Below are 21,937 nucleotides of genomic sequence, written 5' to 3'. Positions count from 1 at the left end.
AAGTCGAGAACTACCAGTAGTTCTCTACGGCAATATTACCCTCACCGCGGCGATTCATTACCAGTCCCAATGTCTTTAACGCCTCTTTGGTATCTTCTACCATGTCTGGGTTGCCACATAGCATGACATGCGTAGTATCAATATCTAATGCGATACCTGCGCGCGCTTGTAACGTACCCTCTAGCAGTAGCTTCGGCAGACGCTCTGACAATGCACCTTCGACAGGCTCACGAGTGACGATTGGGATAAAGATAAGCTTTGCTGGATTATCAACTAGCGTGCCAAAGTCTTCTTGTAGGTTCTCGATTTTCTCAATGTAAGCAAGTTCATCGAGCGAACGGGCACTATAAGCCAGTACAATGTGCTCGTAATCTTCCCATGTCTTTAAATCTTGTAGCATTGACAAAAACGGTGCTAAACCAGTCCCTGTTGCTAGCAGCCATAAGTCTTTTGGCAATGGTTTTTGGTAACGTGCTAACGTCAGAAACCCAAATGGCATGGTATTAAGCAGTAGCTCATCACCCACTTGTAAATGCTGCAATTGCGAGGTAAATGCACCGTTAGGAATTACGATAGAGAAAAACTCTATCACCTCATCAAAGGGCGAAGAGACAATCGAATACGCGCGAAAGACATCTTCATCCAATGCGGTATCAGCAGTTTCATCAGTCTGCTGGTAATATTTTAATTGACTGGGATTGACGCCCAAGCGTACAAACTGCCCCGCTGTAAACTTAAAACTATCGGGACGGCTGACGGTAAAGCTAAATAAATTTGGCGTCCATGTGGTTTTACTGAGCACCGTTACTGTTTGAATATTATCACTCATAATTATTCGTCACTTATACTTTATTAAACTGTATTTTTATAAGATACCTTTGATAGGCAAAAGAAAATAAATACCAAAAAGGTAAGCATAAAAAAAGATGCGCCAAGCTTATCATAAAGCTGGCGCATCTTGGTTTTTTAACCGTAACAACAGATAGATCGCAGCGACTTATCTGTTGTATTAACTCAGCGACATTACCAAATGCGAGCCAAACTTGCCCACTCAATCATACTATTTGGCAAGATACCAAAGAATAGAATAATCGCCGTCACAGCAATGACCATAATACCACCGGTACGAATACCCCATTGCCCAGACACGTCAAACTCGATGAACTGCTTAGGACGTTTGAACAGCGTGAGTAACACACGTAAGTAGTAGAATAGACCAATCGCACTGCCCAAGATAATCATCGCAGCCAAGAACCAGTTGGTGCCTTGTACCGCAGCTAAGATAGCAAATAGCTTAGTGATAAAGCCTGCCGTCAACGGAATACCAGCCAATGACAACATCATGATAGTCATGACAGCGGTCAATAATGGACGACGCCAGAATAGCCCTTGATAATGGGTCAACTCATCGGCTTCACCAGATAAGCGATACGGACTCGACATCAACGTCACTACACCAAAGGCACCGATAGAGGTAAAGGCATAAACCGCCATATACATACTAGAGATACTATCAGCGGCCGAGCCAATGCTGACAATCACGATCATCACATAACCCATATGGGCAATAGATGAGTAACCGAGTAGACGTTTCAGGCTGGTTTGACGTACTGCCAACAAGTTACCTACCAGGATAGATAAAGTGGCCATTACCATCAATAGCATCTGCACTGATGGCAATGCCAGCAAAGTAGTATCGATTAAGAAACGCACGGCTAGTGCCATCATCGCCACTTTTGATACTGATGCTAAAAAGGTAGCGATAGGCGCTGGTGCACCTTCATAAACATCTGGCGTCCACATATGGAAAGGAGCAGCCGATAGTTTAAAGGCGATACCAAACATCATCATTGCCGCACCTAGTATCAGTAATGGCGACTCAAAGATATTGCCTAGCACAATGCTGATTGGCTTAAATGCCAGTGAGCCTACTTCTGCATAGATAAAGGCCATACCCATCAGCAACGTCGCTGATGCAGTCGCCGACAATACCAAATACTTCAATCCCGACTCAAGTGACTGGTTGCGCATATAAGTATAAGCAAGCAAACCATATAGCGGTACTGATAGCATCTCTAGGCTCATAAAGAATGACGCCATATGCTGCGCGCTTACCATCAGTAATGCACCAATGGTCGATAGCAGCATGAGCAAGTACAGCTCTTCTTTATTGTCTTTTAGATCGGCCAAGTACGCATAGGATAGCGTACAACACGCCAAGGCACAAACTAGAACTATCACCATATTGAACTGAGCAAAGTTATCAATCACAAATAACTGCTCAGCATTTGGCGCAATAGCACCGCTTTCAATAAAGCCCGTCATTTGCCCAAGTAACGTAACCAGAGCAATATTCAAACCGACTACGGTGATTGTACCAGTGACCATATGCGAGCGCTTGATAGTGATGGCAATCATCACCACGAGTACCGTAATCACTACGGCGATAATCGGCGCGTAAGGCACAAGCCCTATCAAATCATTCATTGTAATCTCATTCATGACTTAACGTGCCTCCATTACATCAAGCAGTTGCGACGCATCTACCTGTGTCACCTGACTGTATATATATGCGTTGTTGATCCACTGCATCGCGTGACTTGAGGTATCAAGGAACGGCTGTGGATATAATCCGAGCCATACCAAACCAGCCGCTAACATCAATAGTAATGACAGCTCGCGCTTGCCCAAATCTTTTAGTTTACGTGCAGGTAAGCCATGTGACTTAGTCTCTCGCTCTGCCAATGCGGCGATGTTGTTTTCACCAAATAGTGCGCGATGAATCAAAATCAACGAGTAAAGACCTGCTAATACCAAACTGAATGTCGCAAAAACCACAAACACTGGGTACTGAGCAAATGAGCCAAATAAAATCATGAACTCGCCAATGAAGTTACCCGTACCAGGAATACCGAGCAGCGCAGCACAGAAGAACATCAGTATCGGTGCGTAATAGCGGAACTGTCCCCACATACCACCCATCAAGGTCAAATCGCGTGTATGCAGACGCTCATATAGCTGTCCTGCCATGATGAATAGTGCGGCTGAACTCAAACCATGAGCAAGCATCTGAATCATCAGACCTTGTAAGCTGAGCAATGTTCCAGCATAAATTGCTAGTACCACAAAACCCATGTGCGAGATACTGGTATAGGCCAGCAAACGCTTCATGTCAGTCTGCATAAACGCTAGCCATGCACCGTAGAAAATACCAATCGTACCTAAGGTAATCGCTATCGGCGCAAACTCTTGTGACGCTGCTGGAAATAATGGTAAGACAAAACGAATCAAACCATATGCAGCAGTTTTAATGAGCACCCCCGCCAAATCCACCGAACCTGCCGTTGGTGCCTGCGCATGCGCATCTGGCAACCAGCCATGAAAAGGTACAATAGGCAACTTCACCGCAAAACCAATGAAGAAGCACAGCATGATTGGATATTCCCAGCCGCCAAGTGACGTACCGAGCAGGTCATTATAGTTAAAGCTCACTACCCCTTTTTGGGCGTAGCTGATAATGACCAATACCAAAATACCGATGAGCATGATAAGCCCAGACGCTTGGGTATAGATAAAGAACTTGGTGGCCGCGTATTCTTTGGTTTTGCCAACCACATCATGACCCCAAATTGCGATCAAGAAGTAGATAGGAACCAGCATCATCTCCCAAAAGAAGAAGAATAAGAACAAGTCAATCGCTAAGAAAACACCAATAACGCCGCCCAAACTCCATAGCAAGTTCAAATGGAAAAAACCAACACGGCGCTGAATCTCATTCCACGAACAAGCAACGGCTGCCACACCAAGCAACCCTGTTAGGGCCACCATCATCAATGACAAACCATCTAGCGCTAAGTGAAAGCTAATACCGAAACTTGGTATCCACGGCACACTAAATTCTGCTACCCAAGGCACGGCAGCATCTGGCGCAATGACCTGCTTACTCATACCGCTAAAATCACCTTGCTGCCAAAGCACCAATGACAAAGCAAAGGTCAACGTCATACCGATCAAGGCAATCCAGCGCGGCAGACGTTTATTAAATCGCTCTACCACCCAGCATAGCAATCCTGCAATAAAAGGAATTGCAATTAATGCTGGTAGCATCCACGTTTGTTGTAACTCAATCATCTTTTACACCACCGTCATCATTACCAGCACCAGCAATACAGCCATACCCAAGCCAAAGCTTGTGGCATAACCTCGAAGAGACCCTGTTTGCGTCGCAGACAATACTTTATTACCTGCTGAGGCCAGCTTAGGTAACAGCAACCACGTTTTATCGATAGGGTCGGCTTTTAATAAGCGGCCGATGAATAAAAAGGGTTTTACAAAAATTACATCATATAGCGCGTCGAAACCTAGGCCATGATAGCACCAGTGATATAGCGCCCCACCAATACGTGAGCGCTTAAAGCTAGTAAGCAAGCGACCTTTGTTGACGACATACAATAGTGCTGCCAATATCAAACCTGCTGCCATGGCGCCCATCGCGATATACTCTGCGGTGTGCTTAGCATGTGCTTGACCGGCAACTTCTAATAGATGCCCAACGCTCTCTGGCAATACACCATCTAATGGTGGCGTAATCCAAGCACCAACTGCTGTAGATAGCACTAGCAACACGGTCAAAGGCAACCAATACGACACACCTGATAGCTTATGAGCATGGGTTTTCTCTTCACCAAAGAAGATAATCCAAATCATACGGAACGTATAAATGGCCGTTAAGAACGCACCAAATACACCCATGTAGAATAATACTAGATGACCTGTAGCATAGGTTTCCCAAAGAATTGCTTCTTTAGAATAAAAACCAACGGTAACCCAAGGTATGGCAGCGAGCGCACCACCACCGACGATATAGCACCAAAATACCAATGGTATCTTTTTACGTAGACCACCCATTTTAAAGATATCTTGCTCGTGATGTACCGCAAGGATGACCGCACCTGATGATAAGAACAGCAATGCTTTAAAGAAGGCGTGCGTCATCAAGTGGAAGATTGCCCCTTGCCACGCGCCCACGCCAAGCGCTAAGAACATATAGCCAATCTGACTCATGGTTGAGTACGCAAGGATACGTTTGATGTCCGTTTGTGCAAGCGCACAGAATCCAGCAACAACCAACGTCAATGCCCCTACGCCGCCAACCCAATACAATAAGATACCTGGGGTCAACTCAAACAATGGATGTAGACGAGCAATCAAATAAACACCTGCCGTCACCATTGTTGCCGCGTGAATCAATGCCGATACTGGTGTCGGGCCTGCCATCGCATCAGCAAGCCATGTATGTAGTGGCAACTGCGCTGACTTACCCATCGCGCCGCCGACCAACATCATGGTGGTAAGCATCATCGTTGGATTATTAATATCAAACACTTCTGGCGCGCGCGTAATAATTTCTTGAATATTAAGCGTACCGAATTCGCGGAATAATAAAAACAAACCAAAGGCTAAGAACACATCACCGACACGCGTGACGGTAAAGGCTTTCATCGCCGCGCGTCCGTTGGCTCTGTCATGGTAATAATAACCAATCAATAGGTAAGAACAGATACCCACGCCTTCCCAACCGAGATATAGCAAGAACAAATCATCTGCTAGCACCAGTAATAACATACTAGCCACAAACAAGTTCATATAGCTAAAGAAACGAGCAAAGCCAGTGTCGCCTTTCATATACCAAGAGGCAAACAGATGAATCAAAAAGCCAATCCCAGTGATAACACCTGTCATGGTCAATGCAAGACCATCAAAGCTCAAACCGAAATGTGGCGCAAAATCGCCAACTTGGAACCAAGTCCATAGCGGAACCTCAATTACCGTTCCAGCTGGATTGGTGGTCAAAAAGGTATAGCTAACCACTAGCGTGCATAGTGCTGATAACAGCATGCTACCGACACCGACAATCGCTGCGACCGTCTCTGATAATTTGTCGCGCATAAAGGCTAAAATCAAAAAGCCAATGAGCGGGAATATAAAGGTTAATGGTAATAAACTCATGACATCATCCTTTCATCTCATTGGCGCTATCGACATCGAGATGCCCACGCTGATGATAAAAACGCAATAATATTGCCAGACCAATTGACGCTTCAGCCGCAGCCAAGGTCAAAATAAAGATAAACATAATCTGTCCGTCTGGATCGACCCAGCGACTACCTGCCACTACAAATGCCAATGCTGCCGCATTCATCATGATCTCAAGACTCATTAGCATAAATAGGAAGTTACGTCGTACCATGACGCCGCACAGACCGATGGCAAATAAAATACCTGCCAAAATCAGTCCATGGCTCATGGGTATCATACCCAGTACATTTTGCGCCTCAGCAACTGGCTGTACTAAGCCTGCCACCTCGTGGGCAAACGGCACGTTTGACACATCTTGTGCCACGCTTGCTGCTAGTACCATTAGTCTGACTCCTTGCGCGTAACTTTATTCGCACCTACTTGACTACCTGCTTTCATGCCTACCTTCATACCTACATAGTCATGCGGGTTAACATCTTTATATTCGTAAGGCTTAGCCATTTCTACGCCGTCATGCTTTGTAAGCGTACTATCATTGTCGTATTGTTTGATACTGCCTACGCTTGGCTTGAAGTTTTGGCTATCATTACCGATGACCTCATCGTCGACTGTCTCTTTACCTAAATGATAAGCGGCGACCAAGGCTGCCAATAATAGCAATGCTGCTACTTCAACCAGCATAATGTATTTAGTAAATAACACCGTACCGACTGCTTTGGCAGAGATAGTCGTGCCACCCATCATGACCGCTTCATCGTGATTGAGACCAATCATCGCATAGAGCACAACGGCAATGATTATCGTCAATCCTGTCGGTATCGCCCAAGTGCCGGCATCGAGCCAACGCTCTTCGCGCTCGTCATTGCTCATGCCCAAATTAAGCATCATAATGACAAAGACAAATAGCACCATAATGGCACCAGCATAAACAACAATCTCTAGCGCACCCGCAAACGGCGCACCTAATACAAAAAATATCCCAGCAATTGCCAGCAACGATACAATCATCGATAAGATAGCGTGCACTGGATTGGCCTGAGTCACTACGCGCAGACTGGCAAATATCGCCACTGCTGCAAGTGAATAAAACCCAGCCAATTCAGGATGGTTTAAAATATTCATCATGGTAGCAAGCTCCTTAGATCAATCGGTGCAGACTCATTTTGTGCTGCGCCTTTTGGTTTATCTGCTACCGCCATACCTGTCACACGATAATAGTTATAATCAGGGTATTTACCTGGTCCTGAAATGAGCAAATGCTCTTTTTCGTAGACCAAATCTTGGCGCTTATATTCACCCAGCTCAAAATCTGGGGTCATTTGAATCGCTGTCGTTGGACAGGCCTCTTCACACAATCCACAAAAAATACAGCGTGAGAAGTTAATACGGAAAAACTCTGGATACCAGCGTCCATCTTCACGCTCGGCTTTTTGTAATGAGATACACCCTACCGGACATGCCACCGCACACAAGTTACAAGCGACACAGCGCTCGTCTCCATCAGGATCACGCGTTAGGACAATACGTCCACGAAAACGCGGCGGTACAGGTACCGGCTCTTCAGGATAAAGGATGGTGTCACGCGGTCTGAGCGCATGACTATTGACCATCCACATGCTGCGGACAATGGTAAATATACCAATGACGGTCTTTTTTATGGTAGTAAACATGGGATTATTATCCTTATCAGCTTTACCCTAGTTCATCAGTAATGGCTAGTGATGGCTACTAGTAATGACTATAACGTTGGGGAAAAGATCAAAATGACCGCAGCAGTAATCAATAGATTGATTAAGGTTACGGGCAGACATACTTTCCAGCCAAAGTTCATCACCTGATCATAACGCGGACGCATGAGTGAGCCTCGAGCCAAAACAAACATGGTCATAAAGAACAGCGTTTTAATCATGAACCAAAAAGCTGGTGGAATAAATGGAATATCTAAATTGAACGGCGCAAGCCAACCGCCAAAGAACAAGCAAGTCATCAAGGCAGAAATTAAGACAACATTGACATACTCACCAATGAAGAACATACCGAACTTCATGCCAGAATATTCGACATGATAACCTTCGGCTAGCTCTTGCTCTGCTTCTGGTTGGTCAAATGGATGTCTATGCGTAACGGCCACACCAGCCACCACAAAGGTCAAAAATCCGAAGAACTGCGGAATGATATACCAGCCGTCCGCTTGCGCTTCAACAATGGCACGTAGGTTAAATGAACCTGTTAGCGCAACAACGCCCATCAACGACAAACCCAAAAACACTTCGTAACTGATCGTCTGTGCAGCTGAGCGCAAACCACCGAGTAGCGAGAATTTGTTGGCAGAGGCCCAACCGCCGAACATCACCGCATAGACAGCAATACCCGCCATAGCAAAGAAAAACAGAATACCAATATCCCAATCAACGACGCCAAGCGTTGGCGAGATAGGAATAATGGCAAATGAAGCCAAGGCAGTAAACATTGCGACTGCAGGTGCCAAGGTGAACATAAACTTATCGGTAAAGTTCGGTGTCCAATCTTCCTTAAAGAAGATTTTGAGCATATCGGCGACTAACTGCAACGAACCAAAAGGCCCAACACGGTTTGGACCATAACGATCTTGCCATAAGGCCAACATACGGCGCTCATAGATAATCATCATCGCGGCAACCAATACCACGACTAAAAAGATAACTAGTGATTGACCCACCAAAAACAGAATAGACCAAGTATCAAAACTCATGCTATTGGCCAAAAAGCTTGGCACATCAGGGATAATACGGGTAACTTGCATATTACACCTCCTGTGTGGTGGTCGGCGCTGCGTTTATTTGCGCAGTATCGTTATTATTCATCATGTCGTTAGCCATGCTACCCATCATCGTTACTGGTGCATCCACTTTACGTACCGATGCTGGCATTGATGGGTGAATGATACTCACCTGCCCAACGGGGTAACCGATACAGCCTTCTGCCAAATAACCGACCAGCTGTACTGGCAAGGTGATTTGTTGCTTATCGATTTCTATCGCCAAGTAATCACCAGCAGCAATATTCCAGTCTTTGGCATCATCTATACCGATACGCCATGCAGCAACAGGTAGTTGCTCTGCGACGATTGGGCTACGTGATGCCATCATTGAGCTGGCATAGATATTATGAATCGGTACCAGTTTCGCTTGACCTTGCTGCAAGTCAGTTGTATTCGAAGACATCGCTTCTGGCGCCACATATTGACGAGTAGCTAGGCGCTCTAGCTGATCGAACAAACGCACACCTGGATCACCATTTTTCAGATGACCGCCGACTTTGTCTTGGTATTTGTTCCATGCTTGCGGTGAGTTCCAACCTGCCGCATTGGCAAAAGGAATCATCGAGCTTGGCGTTTCTTTACCGCTATAACCTTCCATTGAGAAAGTTAGACCAGTGTCCAAATCTTTCGGCTGCATTGGCTCGTGCACTGAGATTGGCGCACGCATAGCAGTACGACCTGAATAACGACGCGGTTGACGCGCGATTTTCAGACCCGTTATACGGTAATCAGCATCAGGCGCAGCACCTTTAATACCCGCAAGTTTAGGATGGGTGGCAATCAATGCATTGATAACATCATCAAGCTGCGTCCAGTCAACATCCCGACCTTCAATACTACTATGGACGGCATGTATCCAGCGCCAGCCTTCTTTAATGCTGCTCATCGGATGGTAGTATTCGTTATCGTAAACTTGGAAGAAGCGCTGCGCGCGACCTTCAGCTGATATCAATGTACCATCCGCTTCTGCAAAGCTAGCCGCTGGCAGTACGATATCGACGTCTTTATGCCAATCAAGGAGCTGATGATCTAACGCAATGACCGTTTTATCAGTCAATAGTTGCGTCAATTTATTGGCATCAATCGCATCTGTTAGCTGGTTTTCTGCAACCACAACCACATCGTAATCAGTCGCTAGCAGTTCTTCAACTGACTGACCGCCAAGCATACAAACGCCCATGCTATTGGCATCAGGAACCGTTAGATAGATACCTGCTTGTGCCTGATACTTGTTATTTACTTCTTTTAACTCAAGGTTTTCAGCAGGCTCACGTTCGACATCATCTTGAGCTTCTGTATTTACACCCGTTTCAGGTTTGTTCGGCTTAGCAGATAAATCTTGGTCTTCTTCAGGTTGGTCATTAGCCGCTTTCGCTTGGGCTGCCTGTACTTTGGCATTATGTGCCTCGACCTGCTGTTGCTCGGTCGCTTTGATTGCCGCGCGTTTTTGGGTCAACGCTTGGGTAATCTGTGCCGCTGCTTCTATCAATGCGGTAGAAGACAAGCTACTACCCGAGACAACTAAAGGCTTATCAGCTTGAATCAAGTCATAAGCGATTTGCTGCGCCAACGCTTGCATACCGTCAGTTTCAGTACTTGCATCAGTATCTTGTTCAGCTGTTTGTGGATCTGCTATGTCTGCTAAATCATCAGCGAAATTAGCGATTTCATCAGCAACCTTGAAGCCAAGTTTAGTGATGTCTTCAGGGGTCGCCACTACGCTCACTTTACTGATATCTTCTAGCTTAGTTTGCGTTACATCGATGACATAGACTGGGCTTCGCGCATCTTGAGCGATACGCTTAACTGGTTCAGCAAGCCAAGGTTGTGTTTGCAGCGCCGCCGCCATTTTCAAGCCTTCATTTTTTGCCGCTTGACGTACTGACAGTGCGACACGTGATGAAGTTTGCGTGATGTCTTCACCTAATACGAGCACTGCATCATGCGTTTCGATGTCCGTCATACTTGGGTTATAAATGCCTTCAGTGCTAAGCACTTCGATACATTTATTGACCAGTGCTTGCTGCTGATGATTCAGACCTGTTGAGAAGTTATCAAAGCCAACCAGGTTTTTTAGCGCAAAGTTAGTCTCTAGACTGGCGCGTGGTGAGCCAATCCCGATGACTTTTTTATCTTTGATACGTTTAATGGTTTCATCTAATGCATAATCAATATTGATTTTGACATGCTTATCATTGATACGTTCAAGCGCTTGGGTTGGACGATCATCACGATTGACATAGCCATAACCAAAGCGGCCACGGTCACATAAGAAATAGCGGTTTACTTCACCGTTATAACGGTTTTCGATACGGCGCAGTTCACCATAACGCTCGCCCGGTGAGATATTACAACCAGCTGAGCAACCATGACAGATGCTTGGCGCATACTGCATGTCCCATTTACGGTTATAACGTTCAGAGTGAGTCTTGTCGGTAAATACACCGGTTGGGCAGACTTCAGTCAAGTTGCCTGAAAACTCGCTTTCAAACTGACCATCTTTATCACGGCCAAAGTAGACACGATTATTTGAGCCATAAACACCCAAATCTTCGCCGCCCGCGTAGTCTTTATAAAAACGTACACAACGATAGCAAGCGATACAACGGTTCATCTCATGTGCGATGAATGGCCCAAGTTCTTGGTTATGATGTGTGCGTTTGGTGAAGCGGTAGCGGCGACGGCTATGACCTGACATATAGGTCATGTCCTGCAAATGACAATGTCCACCCTCTTCACAGGTTGGACAGTCATGCGGATGGTTGGTCATGAGTAGCTCAACCATCGACTTGCGGAATGCTTTGGCTTCATCGTCAGTCACAGAGATGTACATATCATCGCCAGGAGCGACCATACAAGACATCACGAGGCGACCGCGACCCGCTTCCATATCTTCTTTATTTTGGAATTGCTTGACCGCGCACTGACGGCACGAGCCTACTGAGCCAAGGGCTGGATGATAACAAAAATACGGCACATCAATGCCAAGTGATAAGCAGGCTTGTAGCAAGTTATCTGCGCTATCTACTTCGACAGTGGTTCCATCAATATGTATGACTGCCATGCCGCTCTCCTTATTTCACTACTGGCTGTTGGTTGGCTGCAGCATCAATAACATCGACACCAACCGCCTGCGCGATTTTTTGATCAAACTCTGGACGGAAATATTTAATCGCACTCATTAGTGGTTCCATCGCACCTGGAGCATGCGCACAGAATGTTTTACCAATCCATAAGTCACGCGTTAGGCCTTCTAGTTTTTCTACATCGCCCACTTGCCCTTCACCATCATTGATGGCGGTAAGCAATTTAACGCCCCACGGCAGACCATCACGGCATGGTGTACACCAACCACATGACTCACGCTGAAAGAAAATCTCAAGGTTGCGCAGTAATGGCACCATGTCTTGTGATTCATCGACGACCATAATCAGACCAGTACCCATACGGCTACCAGCGTTTTGAATGGTGTCAAAATCCACGACTACATCCAAATGCTCTGCAGTCAAAAAGTCAGTAGATGCGCCGCCCGGTAACCATGCTTTCAGCGTTTTACCATCTTTCATACCACCGGCTAAATCTTCAATGATTTCGCGAGCTGTATAACCAAACGGTAATTCCCAAAGGCCTGGATCATTAACTAAACCTGAGCAGCCGAATAGTTTGGTGCCTGGCGTTTTACTTTTGCCTTTGATTTCAGATAACGACTGATACCATTCAACGCCATGATTCAAAATCGCTGGCATATTACACAGCGTTTCAACGTTATTAACAACGGTTGGACGACCCCATGCACCAGAGATTTGTGGAAACGGTGGCTTGGTACGTGGGTTAGCACGGCGGCCTTCTAGACAGTTAATCAACGCTGTTTCTTCACCGCAGATATAACGTCCAGCGCCCGTATGCACATGCAGATTAAAACTAAAATCTGAGCCTAAAATATTGTCACCCATTAGATTGTTGGCCAAGCACTCTTCGATAGCAGCGACCAAACGCTCAGCGGCCAAGATATACTCACCACGGATAAAGATATAACCGTCAGTGGCGCCAATCGCATGAGCGGTAATTAGCATACCTTCGATCAGCTGAAACGGTAGACGCTCCATGAGCAAACGGTCTTTAAACGTGCCCGGCTCCATTTCATCCGCATTACAGATGAGATAACGCGGCAAACCATCCGGCGGCGACATAAATGACCATTTAAGACCAGCATTAAAACCTGCACCGCCGCGACCTCGAACATTGGCCGCTTTAATCATATTGCCGACGTCTTTAGGCGACTTAGATAGTGCTTCTTTTAGACCCGTAAAGCCTTTTAGAGATTCATAAGTGGCTAAATCAAGCACGGCATCATGATGGGCTAAACGCCAGGTCAAAGGCTTAGTTTCGCTAGTGGCTGCCGCTTTATCACCATAGATTGGAACACGCTGTGCATTTAGCTGGCTTGGCGCTTGGCCTTGACCGCGACGAGCAATTTGCTCTGAAATCGTTAAATTCATGCGTATAGCTCCAATAATTGCGCGACCTCAGATGGCTGGACAGGGCCGTAAGTGTCTTCATCAATCAGTACCGCTGGTCCCTTATCACAGTTGCCCAAGCAGCAAATTGGCAATAGGGTAAAACGTCCATCAGCAGTAGTCTGACCATACTCAATACCCAGCTGTGATCTAATCTCAGCTGACAGCGCCTCATAACCTGTCAAATAACAAGCCACAGAGTCACATATGAGAATCACATGGCGACCGACAGGTTGGCGATAAATACGGTTAAAGAAAGTCGCAACGCCGTCCATATCTGACATCGGGATATCTAGGATATTGGCAATGGCATTTGCTTGCGCATCATCGACCCAGCCGTTGCGCTTTTGCACGATTTTTAGCGCATCTAGTGAGGCGGCACGCGCCTGTGGGTAATGGTGCACAAACTCATGAATGGCAGCGATTTCATCACTGGTGAGAATGCTTTCCACATCTACTTTTGGCATTTTGTCGGAAACAATTTTCATAATCTTCTGTCTTTCCTCACTCATCCTGCTCTATCACAAGCCAATATCAGTCTGCTTAAAACTGTGGTTATATTGACGAGTGACAGCATTTTGGTGTGCCATCAGGCAATAATATATTGATAAACAACTATTCTTTAAGACTTACTGGCATCTTTAACGATCACAATCCGCCATCACAATATCAATCGATGCCAAATACATAATGGCATCAGAAACCAGCGAGCCATTGATGACCGATGGCATCTGCTGCAAATGCGCAAATGTCGGCGTACGTATACGGGTGCGATAGCTCATCGTGGCCTTGTCTGAGGTGATGTAATAACTGTTCAGACCTTTAGTCGCCTCAACGATCGTCGTACATTCGCCCGCTGGCATCACAGGACCCCAAGATACTGAAATAAAGTGGTTAATCAGCGTTTCGATATCATTTAGCGTACGGTCTTTCGGCGGTGGTACGGCCAGTGGATGATCCGCTTTGTAAGGGCCTTGTGGCATATTATCCATACATTGACGGATGATACGTAACGACTGACGCATCTCTTCGACTTTTACCATACAACGATCATAAGCATCACCGTTGTAACCGACTGGCACTTCAAAATCGTAATTTTCATAGCCCATGTATGGACGCGCTTTACGCAGATCAAAGTCAACGCCTGTCGCACGCAGACCTGCACCCGTCACGCCCCAAGCCAATGCTTGCTTGGCATTGTACTGAGCAACACCTTGGGTACGGCCTTTGAGTACGCTGTTTTGCAATGCCGCTTTGACATATTCGTCCAAGCGTTTTGGCATCCAATCTAAGAACTCACGCACCAAACGCTGCCAACCACGTGGCAGATCAGCAGCCGTACCACCGATACGGAACCAAGCAGGATGCATACGATAGCCAGTCACGGCTTCGATCACGTCATAAGCTTTTTGACGATCGGTAAACATATAGAATACCGGGGTCATACCGCCCGCATCCTGAATGAAGGTACCGACGAATAGTAAGTTATTGGTAATACGGAAAAACTCACTCATCATCACGCGGATGGTTTCAGCGCGCGGTGGAATCGTAATCCCTGCAAGCTTTTCAACCGACATGATGTACGGCAGCTCATTCATTACACCGCCAAGATAATCGATACGGTCGGTATAAGGAATAAATGAGTGCCATGTTTGACGCTCAGCCATTTTTTCTGCGCCGCGATGGTGATAGCCAATATCAGGGATACAATCGACAACTTCTTCGCCATCCAGCTGTAGCACCAAACGGAACGCACCGTGAGCAGAAGGATGGTTAGGACCGATGTTTAAGAACATAAAGTCTTCATCACGACCTGAACGCTTCATGCCCCACTCTTCTGGGACGAAACGCAGGTTTTCTTGCTCGTATTGTTGCTTGGCCGTATTCAAGAAATATGGGGTAAATTCCGTCGCACGCGCATGATATTCTTTACGCAGTGGATGACCTTCCCAGTATTTCGGTAATAAAATACGGGTCAAATGCGGATGACCTGTAAAGATGATACCGAACATGTCCCACACTTCACGCTCATACCAGTTAGCATTTGGCCAAATATTGGTGGCGCTTGGTACATTAACATCGTCTTCACTCAGCGCGACCTTAATACGTACATCACTATTACGCTCAAGCGACATTAGGTGATAAAACACCGTAAAGTCACTGTCAGGCAAACCCGCGCGATGCTGACGCAGACGCTCATCTATCGCTGACAAGTCAAATAGCATGACGTATGGCTGTGGCAATTTACGCAGGAATAAGAGAACATCGAGCAAATCAGCACGCGCCACCCAAACCGTTGGAATCTCATCCACAGTCTGCTGCACGACAAATTTACCAGCATACTTTTGCTCCAGCTCTGTGATGACTGCTGGGACGGGCTTGATCTTAGGATCTATGTTTTCGACTACCGTGACCATGAATGATGTATTCCTTCATTAATCATAACTGAACTATGTTAGTCATAACCGAACTATGTCAACCATAACTGAGCTATGTTAATCATAACCGAACTATGTTAATCATAACCGAGCTATGATAAGCGCATAAAATATTGAAACTGTTGCTACAAGTCTAAATGCTGTTTAAAACTTAAATACTGTTTGAAAATTAAATACTATCTGGGCTGCGCAAGTTTTTGACAGCGATACGATCTGCCTGCTTACGGTCACGCTCAGGCGTCATTTGTGGCTGATAGATACCTTGCTCATTGACATGGATACCCAGCGGACGACGCTCTTTGGTGATAGATTCTTGCAATAACATCAAACCCTGAATAAGCGCTTCTGGACGCGGCGGACAACCTGGTACATAGACATCAACAGGGATAATCTTATCGACGCCTTGTACGACAGAATAAATATCGTACATGCCGCCCGAGTTGGCACAGGCACCCATAGAGATAACCCATTTTGGCTCAAGCATTTGCTCATATAGGCGCTGGATGACAGGGGCCATCTTGACGAAGCAAGTACCAGCGACGATCATAACGTCCGCCTGACGAGGCGAGGCACGAATAACCTCTGCCCCAAAACGTGACAAATCATGGACGGCGGTTAAGGTAGTAGCGTATTCAACATAACAGCAAGAGGTACCAAAGTTAAATGGCCAAAGTGAGTTCTTACGCCCCCAGTTTGCTGTTGAATGAACGAGGTCTTCGAGACGACCCATAAAGACGTTTTTATTCACTTCATCTTCGATAGGATCATTGACCGTTTGACTGGTCTGTGCAGGATAGGTATCTGCATCGGGGTTGGCTTTTGTTAATGTGTATTTCATAACATACAACCTTCATATTAGGCTTGGCGTGGCAATCATCTTGCTCGCGCTGTCGCCATAATTTTATTATTAATAAGTGGCTAATCATCAGCGATCATTAATACATACAGAACTGACGCCTTCATGCTTTGCTGCTCGTTTTTGCAAACGCTACAAGCTGAGCATCAACTGCTATTAACGTTCAGTTTTGTCCTGCTGAGCAGACGTCGCAAAATCCACAGAAGTAACGTTACCCGTGGTATTAATGTGATCGATGTTTTGTAGATGACGACGATTGGTCTCAATATTGTTTGAGACATTGATTTGACCGGATGACTGTGCAGGTACTTTACCTGTCGGATCGACCATTAGCTCATGAGCACCATCAAACTTGGTGATGTCCGCCAAATTAAAGCCTGCAGGCGCCGCATACAAGCGTGCTTTTTTGCGTAGCTTGTCAGCAGGTGCCCAGTTCATCGCACCCAAGCTCAGCTCATAAATCAAACCGATAATCAGAATAGTGATAAACGTGCCAGCGGCGGCAAAGCCAAGCCAACCCGCCTCTCGTACTGACACAGCATAAGCGTAGAGATATAGCGCCTCTAAATCAAAAATCACAAAGAAGATTGCGACCAAATAAAATTTGGCAGACAAACGAATACGGGCGTTGCCAGATCCGACAACACCCGCTTCAAATACTTCTTCCTTTTGTGAGCCTTGAGAGCGACCGCCAAGTAAGCGCGGTACGACCAGCATAAAGACAACTAGCCCAATGGCGGCTAAGATAAAAGCAATGGCTGACCAATTAAAAGCAGACATGATAATACGTGCTCCTCACCCAATCGAGTGTTAGACACAGCGCAAGCACTGACCCATTCAGGCCATGTTGCGACAGGTATAACGCAGACGAAAACACAAAGTGACTTTATTTAAGTAATTGTCACTGCACTTCAGTAACTGTCACTGTGTTTAAGTAACTGTCATTGAGTCACATGTTAGGTATTTTGCTGGTAACAACCAATTATCAAGCTTATTGACGACGATGTCAGACGTGACCAACTGTAGAGATTCCGGTATGCACGCGGATAAAGGCTGGTCGCCCAACGCATCTTCTAACAACGTAAGATCAACGTATTAAATCAATATCATATCTGACTGCGTACTTAATTGATTTAATAGCTCATTACACGTGGTTAATAATGACGTGACAACTGGCATAAATTATTTATGTACTATACGCATATCAGTGCCTAAAAGCTAGTTTTTAACTGTATTCGACGGTCATTTTCTATGAAACAAAATGTGTTTTTTTTACCAAAAATTATGATATAGACGTTACCTTATATTAACCCCAAATCCATGCTTTGTTCGATACGCAAACGCTGTCACTCTATTTACCAAAAATCAAGTGTCCGAATACCCCACTTTCATCACCCAAGTCCTCCCCCAAAGTGAGCATTTTTGCTTTATAATGACCCACCAGATTTTTATGATATGCCATCATCAAACTTTAAATTCTATTATTCTTATAATAAAGATTATTAAAATATCGCGACGATACGAATGTTGATGATGCGCGCTGCGTTTATCTATCTTTGTCATATCAGCGCTACCCTCTTTTTTGCTTTTGTCTTACAGGTCACGTTATGAGTCAACTCAATCCCAAACAATCCGAGGCCATGCTCTACGTATCTGGTCCATTACTTGTACTTGCAGGTGCTGGCTCCGGCAAAACCTCTGTAATTACGCGTAAGATTGCTTACCTAATCCAAGAATGCGACATGCCAGCTGAGCGTATCACCGCCGTAACCTTTACCAATAAAGCGGCACGTGAGATGAAAGCGCGGGTAAGCAAACTGCTACCAAGCGAAAAAATGCGCGGGCTGACGGTGTCGACGTTTCACCAATTTGGTCTACAGTTTTTGCGCTATGAGCTGATTCATACCCCGCTAAAAGGCAACTTTTCCATCATGGACAGCGATGACAGTAAGCGTTTGCTGATGGAGCTGATGATGCGCGACAACTTGAGTGGCGCTGAAAGTCGCGAGTTGGTCGGTAAAGCCATCAAAATGATTTCGGATTGGAAAAATGACTTGGTCGAGCCTGATAAGGCGATGGAAACGCTAGACGATCCAGAAGACATGATTTTTGCTACGCTATATGCGCTTTATGAGCGTAACTTGCGTGCGTATAATGCGGTCGATTTTGATGACTTGATTGTATTGCCAACCAAGATATTACGTGAGAACAGAGAACTGCGTGATAAATGGCAGAACCGTATTCGTTATCTATTGGTCGATGAGTATCAAGATACCAACACTGCCCAGTATGAGATGATTAAGTATTTGGTTGGTCCGCAAGGTCGCTTTACCGTGGTTGGTGATGATGACCAATCTATCTATGCATGGCGCGGGGCAAAGCCTGAAAACATGGCACTGCTCAAAGAAGACTTCCCAAAACTAAAAATCGTTATGCTTGAGCAAAATTACCGCTCAACCACACGTATCTTGACCTCTGCCAACGCCGTCATTCTAAATAACGAGCATTTATTTGAGAAAAAACTGTGGTCAGATAAAGGTCAAGGCGAAAAAATCCGCATCATTAACTGCCGTAATGACGATGATGAATCCGAGCGTGTCGCCAAAGAAATCGTCACGCATAAGCTGCGCTTTGGTAATGAGTGGGAACAGTATGCCGTACTGTACCGCAGTAACTTTCAGGCACGTATGCTAGAGGCACAACTGCGCCAGTTGCAAGTACCTTATAAATTATCAGGCGGTCAGTCGTTCTTTGCGCGTAGTGAAATCAAAGACATCATGGGATATTTGCGTCTGATTTTGAACCCCGAAGATGACAGCGCGTTTTTGCGTATTATCAATACACCTAAGCGCGGTATGGGACCAGCAACGCTAGAAAAACTCGGTCTATTTGCGCAAGAGCACAGCATATCGCTACTGGCCTCTTGTACCCACGCTGGCCTGACTCATGTATTGCCGTCAAAGGCTTATGGTACGATAAAAGAGTTTGGTGAATTCATCGAGCACTATACGCGTGAACTAGATCAACACCCAGACCCTGTGCCGATCGTACGACAGATGATTGATGAGACAGGTTATATTGATTTCGTGCGTAGCGACGCCAAAACGCCGCAACAAGAAAAAAACCGTATCGATAATATCGATATGCTGTACACCAGTATTCAGTCCTTGATTAATCGTGCTGAAGAAGATGAAGACCGAACGATTGATACCATCATTCGTAAGCTGGTTTTGCTTGATATGCTCGAGCAACAGCAAGAAGAAGAGAACACTAACAAAGTCAACTTGATGACCTTGCATGCGGCAAAGGGCTTGGAGTTTGATTTTGTTTATATTATGGGTCTTGAGGAAGAAATGCTACCGCATCGCAACTCTATTATGAGTGAGACGGTCGAAGAAGAGCGCCGTCTGATGTACGTGGGCATTACCCGTGCGCGTCGTGAGCTGACATTGACCCTAGCGACCCAGCGCCGTGCCGGTGGTCAGATGCGCGTTACCTCAGAATCAAGATTTTTGGATGAGTTGCCTGAGGATCATATTGATTGGCCTGCCAAAGCGAAAAAGAAAAAAGCGACCAAAGACCCAGAGGCCGTCGCTGACGAATATCTGGCCAATATTCGAGCGTTACTGGGTAAGCGTTAATCTTAATCAAGACATTTAAGCACCTGAGTAATAAACACCTAAGTAAAATGCTTACGAGAACATGCTTTAGACTGCGCAAAAGGCGATTGTTATAATCGTCATTGTTATTGTTCTTTATATACTATAAAAAACTGACTGTAAAAACTTGGAACACTTATGCCTACCCCGACGCCCAATCAGGAACGAACTACCATGCTGTCAGGAGACTATAATTCGGCTGAATATAGTGCCGAATATAAGCTTCTGTATCTGCAGGGGTTGGTTGCTGATAAAGCATACGAGGCCATTACCGAGTTTTTGGAAAAGCAGTCCGAATACGAGATTGCCAACCTACTAGAGTCCTTCCCAACTCAAAACCGTCTGTTGATTTGGGCGCAGGTGCCAGAGCATATCAAAGGTGAAGTGCTTGCCGAGCTAGATGTTGATACACGTCAGCCATTGATGGAGAACATTTCTTCTCAAGAAATCTCCTTGTTCACCCAAGACCTTGATGCGCAAGATATCTCTGAGATTTTGGACACTGTCACTGAGAGCGTACGTACCTCAGTCATGGCAACGCTAGACGAAGAGACTCGGGTCCAAGTCAACAAACTTGATACCTATGCCGACTGGGAAGTGGGTAGCTATATGGATCCCGATATTATCCAGATAAGAGATGATATCTATTTGGCGGATGTGCAAGAATGGCTGCGTGAAAACGACGACCTGCTCGATGACGAAAGCCAAGAGCTGTTAGTTGTTGATCAAAGCCAGCAATTGCTGGGACTACTGAGTCTAGTAGATTTAATCAAGCATAAACAAAACACCTTGGTCTCGGAGCTGATTGATACTGCCATTACGATTAATGATCGCTTGGATATCCAAGATGCTGCCGCGATTTTTCGTTCAGAAGACATCCGTTTTGCCCCCGTCATCAATAGTCATGGCGAGCTGGTTGGTCAACTAAACGGCGAGGACATCATGGAGATTATCCAAGATGATGTCGACAGCACCATGAAAAACCTCGCTGGTGTTAGCCAAGATGAAGAGCTATTTGCCCCGATTCTAACCAGTGCCAAAAGCCGTAGCGTCTGGCTAGGTATCAATTTATGTACCGCCCTTTTAGCCGCAGCTGTGATTGGACAGTTTGAAGAAGTATTGGCACAAGTTGTGGCATTAGCGATATTGATGCCAGTGGTCGCCAGTATGGGCGGTATTGCTGGCTCGCAGACGCTGACGGTCGTTATCCGCGGGATGGCGATGGGTCAAATCGGTGGTTCCAACCGTGTCTGGCTATTGAATAAAGAGCTGTGGGTGGGTGCGATAAACGGTATCATCTGGGCGATAATTATGGCGTTTATTGCTCAGTTATGGTTTCATGATATTAAGATCAGTGCCGTCATCGGTTTTGCCATTGCAATCAACATGACTGCAGCTAATGTCTCGGGTATCAGCATACCGCTGATGCTAAAACGGATGAATATCGACCCTGCTCTATCTGCTTCGGTTATCCTAACGACCGTCACGGATATTGTCGGCTTTATGTCATTTTTAGGATTGGCCAGCGTGCTGATACTCTAGCTGAATTGTTGAATTGTTGAATTGTTGAATTGTTGAATTGTTGAATTGTTGAATTGTTGAATTGTTGAATTGTTGAATTGTTGAAT

Annotated in this window: 16 protein-coding genes; 2 read left to right on the top strand and 14 right to left on the bottom strand. The window is 45.6% G+C overall.

Features of this window, described 5'->3' with window-relative positions; genetic code table 11:
- Positions 1-10: 10 nt before the first annotated feature.
- The 14 genes from I3249_RS01155 to ndhC form a co-directional block, all read right to left on the bottom strand.
- Positions 11-829, bottom strand: a complete 819-nt coding sequence (locus tag I3249_RS01155) for a ferredoxin--NADP reductase (RefSeq protein ID WP_238068115.1) — start codon at positions 827-829, stop codon at positions 11-13.
- A 194-nt stretch (positions 830-1,023) separates the two neighbouring features.
- Positions 1,024-2,502 carry an NADH-quinone oxidoreductase subunit NuoN gene (gene nuoN / locus I3249_RS01150; protein WP_238068114.1) on the bottom strand — a complete coding sequence of 493 codons (1,479 nt, stop codon included), beginning with the start codon at positions 2,500-2,502 and terminating at the stop codon, positions 1,024-1,026.
- 3 nt (positions 2,503-2,505) lie between these two features.
- Positions 2,506-4,131 carry an NADH-quinone oxidoreductase subunit M gene (nuoM, locus tag I3249_RS01145; protein WP_238068113.1) on the bottom strand — a complete coding sequence of 542 codons (1,626 nt, stop codon included), beginning with the start codon at positions 4,129-4,131 and terminating at the stop codon, positions 2,506-2,508.
- Positions 4,132-4,134: 3 nt separating this feature from the next.
- Complete coding sequence (nuoL, locus tag I3249_RS01140) at positions 4,135-6,009, bottom strand: NADH-quinone oxidoreductase subunit L (protein ID WP_238068112.1); 1,875 nt, start codon at positions 6,007-6,009, stop codon at positions 4,135-4,137.
- Positions 6,010-6,013: 4 nt separating this feature from the next.
- A complete protein-coding gene (gene nuoK, locus I3249_RS01135) occupies positions 6,014-6,322 on the bottom strand; it encodes an NADH-quinone oxidoreductase subunit NuoK (RefSeq protein ID WP_025653102.1) in 309 nt (102 codons plus the stop codon).
- A gap of 98 nt (positions 6,323-6,420) precedes the next feature.
- Positions 6,421-7,164, bottom strand: a complete 744-nt coding sequence (gene nuoJ / locus I3249_RS01130; protein WP_238068110.1) for an NADH-quinone oxidoreductase subunit J — start codon at positions 7,162-7,164, stop codon at positions 6,421-6,423.
- The gene (gene nuoI / locus I3249_RS01125; protein WP_010198902.1) at positions 7,161-7,709 is read right to left on the bottom strand and encodes an NADH-quinone oxidoreductase subunit NuoI; all 549 of its coding nucleotides are present in this window, start codon (positions 7,707-7,709) and stop codon (positions 7,161-7,163) included. The genes nuoJ and nuoI overlap by 4 nt, the downstream gene beginning before the upstream one ends.
- Positions 7,710-7,777: 68 nt before the next feature.
- Positions 7,778-8,770 carry an NADH-quinone oxidoreductase subunit NuoH gene (gene nuoH, locus I3249_RS01120; protein ID WP_179798733.1) on the bottom strand — a complete coding sequence of 331 codons (993 nt, stop codon included), beginning with the start codon at positions 8,768-8,770 and terminating at the stop codon, positions 7,778-7,780.
- Between the two features lie 52 nt (positions 8,771-8,822).
- The gene (nuoG, locus tag I3249_RS01115) at positions 8,823-11,903 is read right to left on the bottom strand and encodes an NADH-quinone oxidoreductase subunit NuoG (protein ID WP_238068108.1); all 3,081 of its coding nucleotides are present in this window, start codon (positions 11,901-11,903) and stop codon (positions 8,823-8,825) included.
- Between the two features lie 10 nt (positions 11,904-11,913).
- Positions 11,914-13,338, bottom strand: a complete 1,425-nt coding sequence (gene nuoF / locus I3249_RS01110) for an NADH-quinone oxidoreductase subunit NuoF (protein ID WP_238068107.1) — start codon at positions 13,336-13,338, stop codon at positions 11,914-11,916.
- A complete protein-coding gene (gene nuoE / locus I3249_RS01105; RefSeq protein ID WP_238068105.1) occupies positions 13,335-13,844 on the bottom strand; it encodes an NADH-quinone oxidoreductase subunit NuoE in 510 nt (169 codons plus the stop codon). The genes nuoF and nuoE overlap by 4 nt, the downstream gene beginning before the upstream one ends.
- Positions 13,845-13,997: 153 nt before the next feature.
- Positions 13,998-15,773 (bottom strand): NADH-quinone oxidoreductase subunit C/D, encoded by a 1,776-nt coding sequence (gene nuoC / locus I3249_RS01100; RefSeq protein WP_238053286.1) that lies wholly within the window; start codon positions 15,771-15,773, stop codon positions 13,998-14,000.
- 190 nt (positions 15,774-15,963) lie between these two features.
- Complete coding sequence (locus tag I3249_RS01095) at positions 15,964-16,632, bottom strand: NADH-quinone oxidoreductase subunit B (RefSeq protein WP_101206265.1); 669 nt, start codon at positions 16,630-16,632, stop codon at positions 15,964-15,966.
- Positions 16,633-16,806: 174 nt separating this feature from the next.
- Positions 16,807-17,430 carry an NADH-quinone oxidoreductase subunit A gene (gene ndhC, locus I3249_RS01090; RefSeq protein ID WP_102091044.1) on the bottom strand — a complete coding sequence of 208 codons (624 nt, stop codon included), beginning with the start codon at positions 17,428-17,430 and terminating at the stop codon, positions 16,807-16,809.
- Between the two features lie 827 nt (positions 17,431-18,257).
- Between ndhC and I3249_RS01085 the strand changes: the two genes are divergently transcribed.
- Positions 18,258-20,291: a UvrD-helicase domain-containing protein gene (locus tag I3249_RS01085; protein WP_201547616.1), complete on the top strand. Its 2,034-nt coding sequence runs from the start codon at positions 18,258-18,260 to the stop codon at positions 20,289-20,291.
- Between the two features lie 156 nt (positions 20,292-20,447).
- Positions 20,448-21,851, top strand: a complete 1,404-nt coding sequence (mgtE, locus tag I3249_RS01080) for a magnesium transporter (protein WP_238068102.1) — start codon at positions 20,448-20,450, stop codon at positions 21,849-21,851.
- Positions 21,852-21,937: the final 86 nt, after the last annotated feature.

It is taken from the genome of Psychrobacter sp. Ps1, assembly GCF_022129425.1.
In the GTDB taxonomy this organism is placed as follows: Bacteria; Pseudomonadota; Gammaproteobacteria; order Pseudomonadales; family Moraxellaceae; genus Psychrobacter.
The sequence above is the reverse complement of the archived record's forward strand: the minus strand, read 5'-3'. Positions and strand labels throughout refer to the sequence as shown.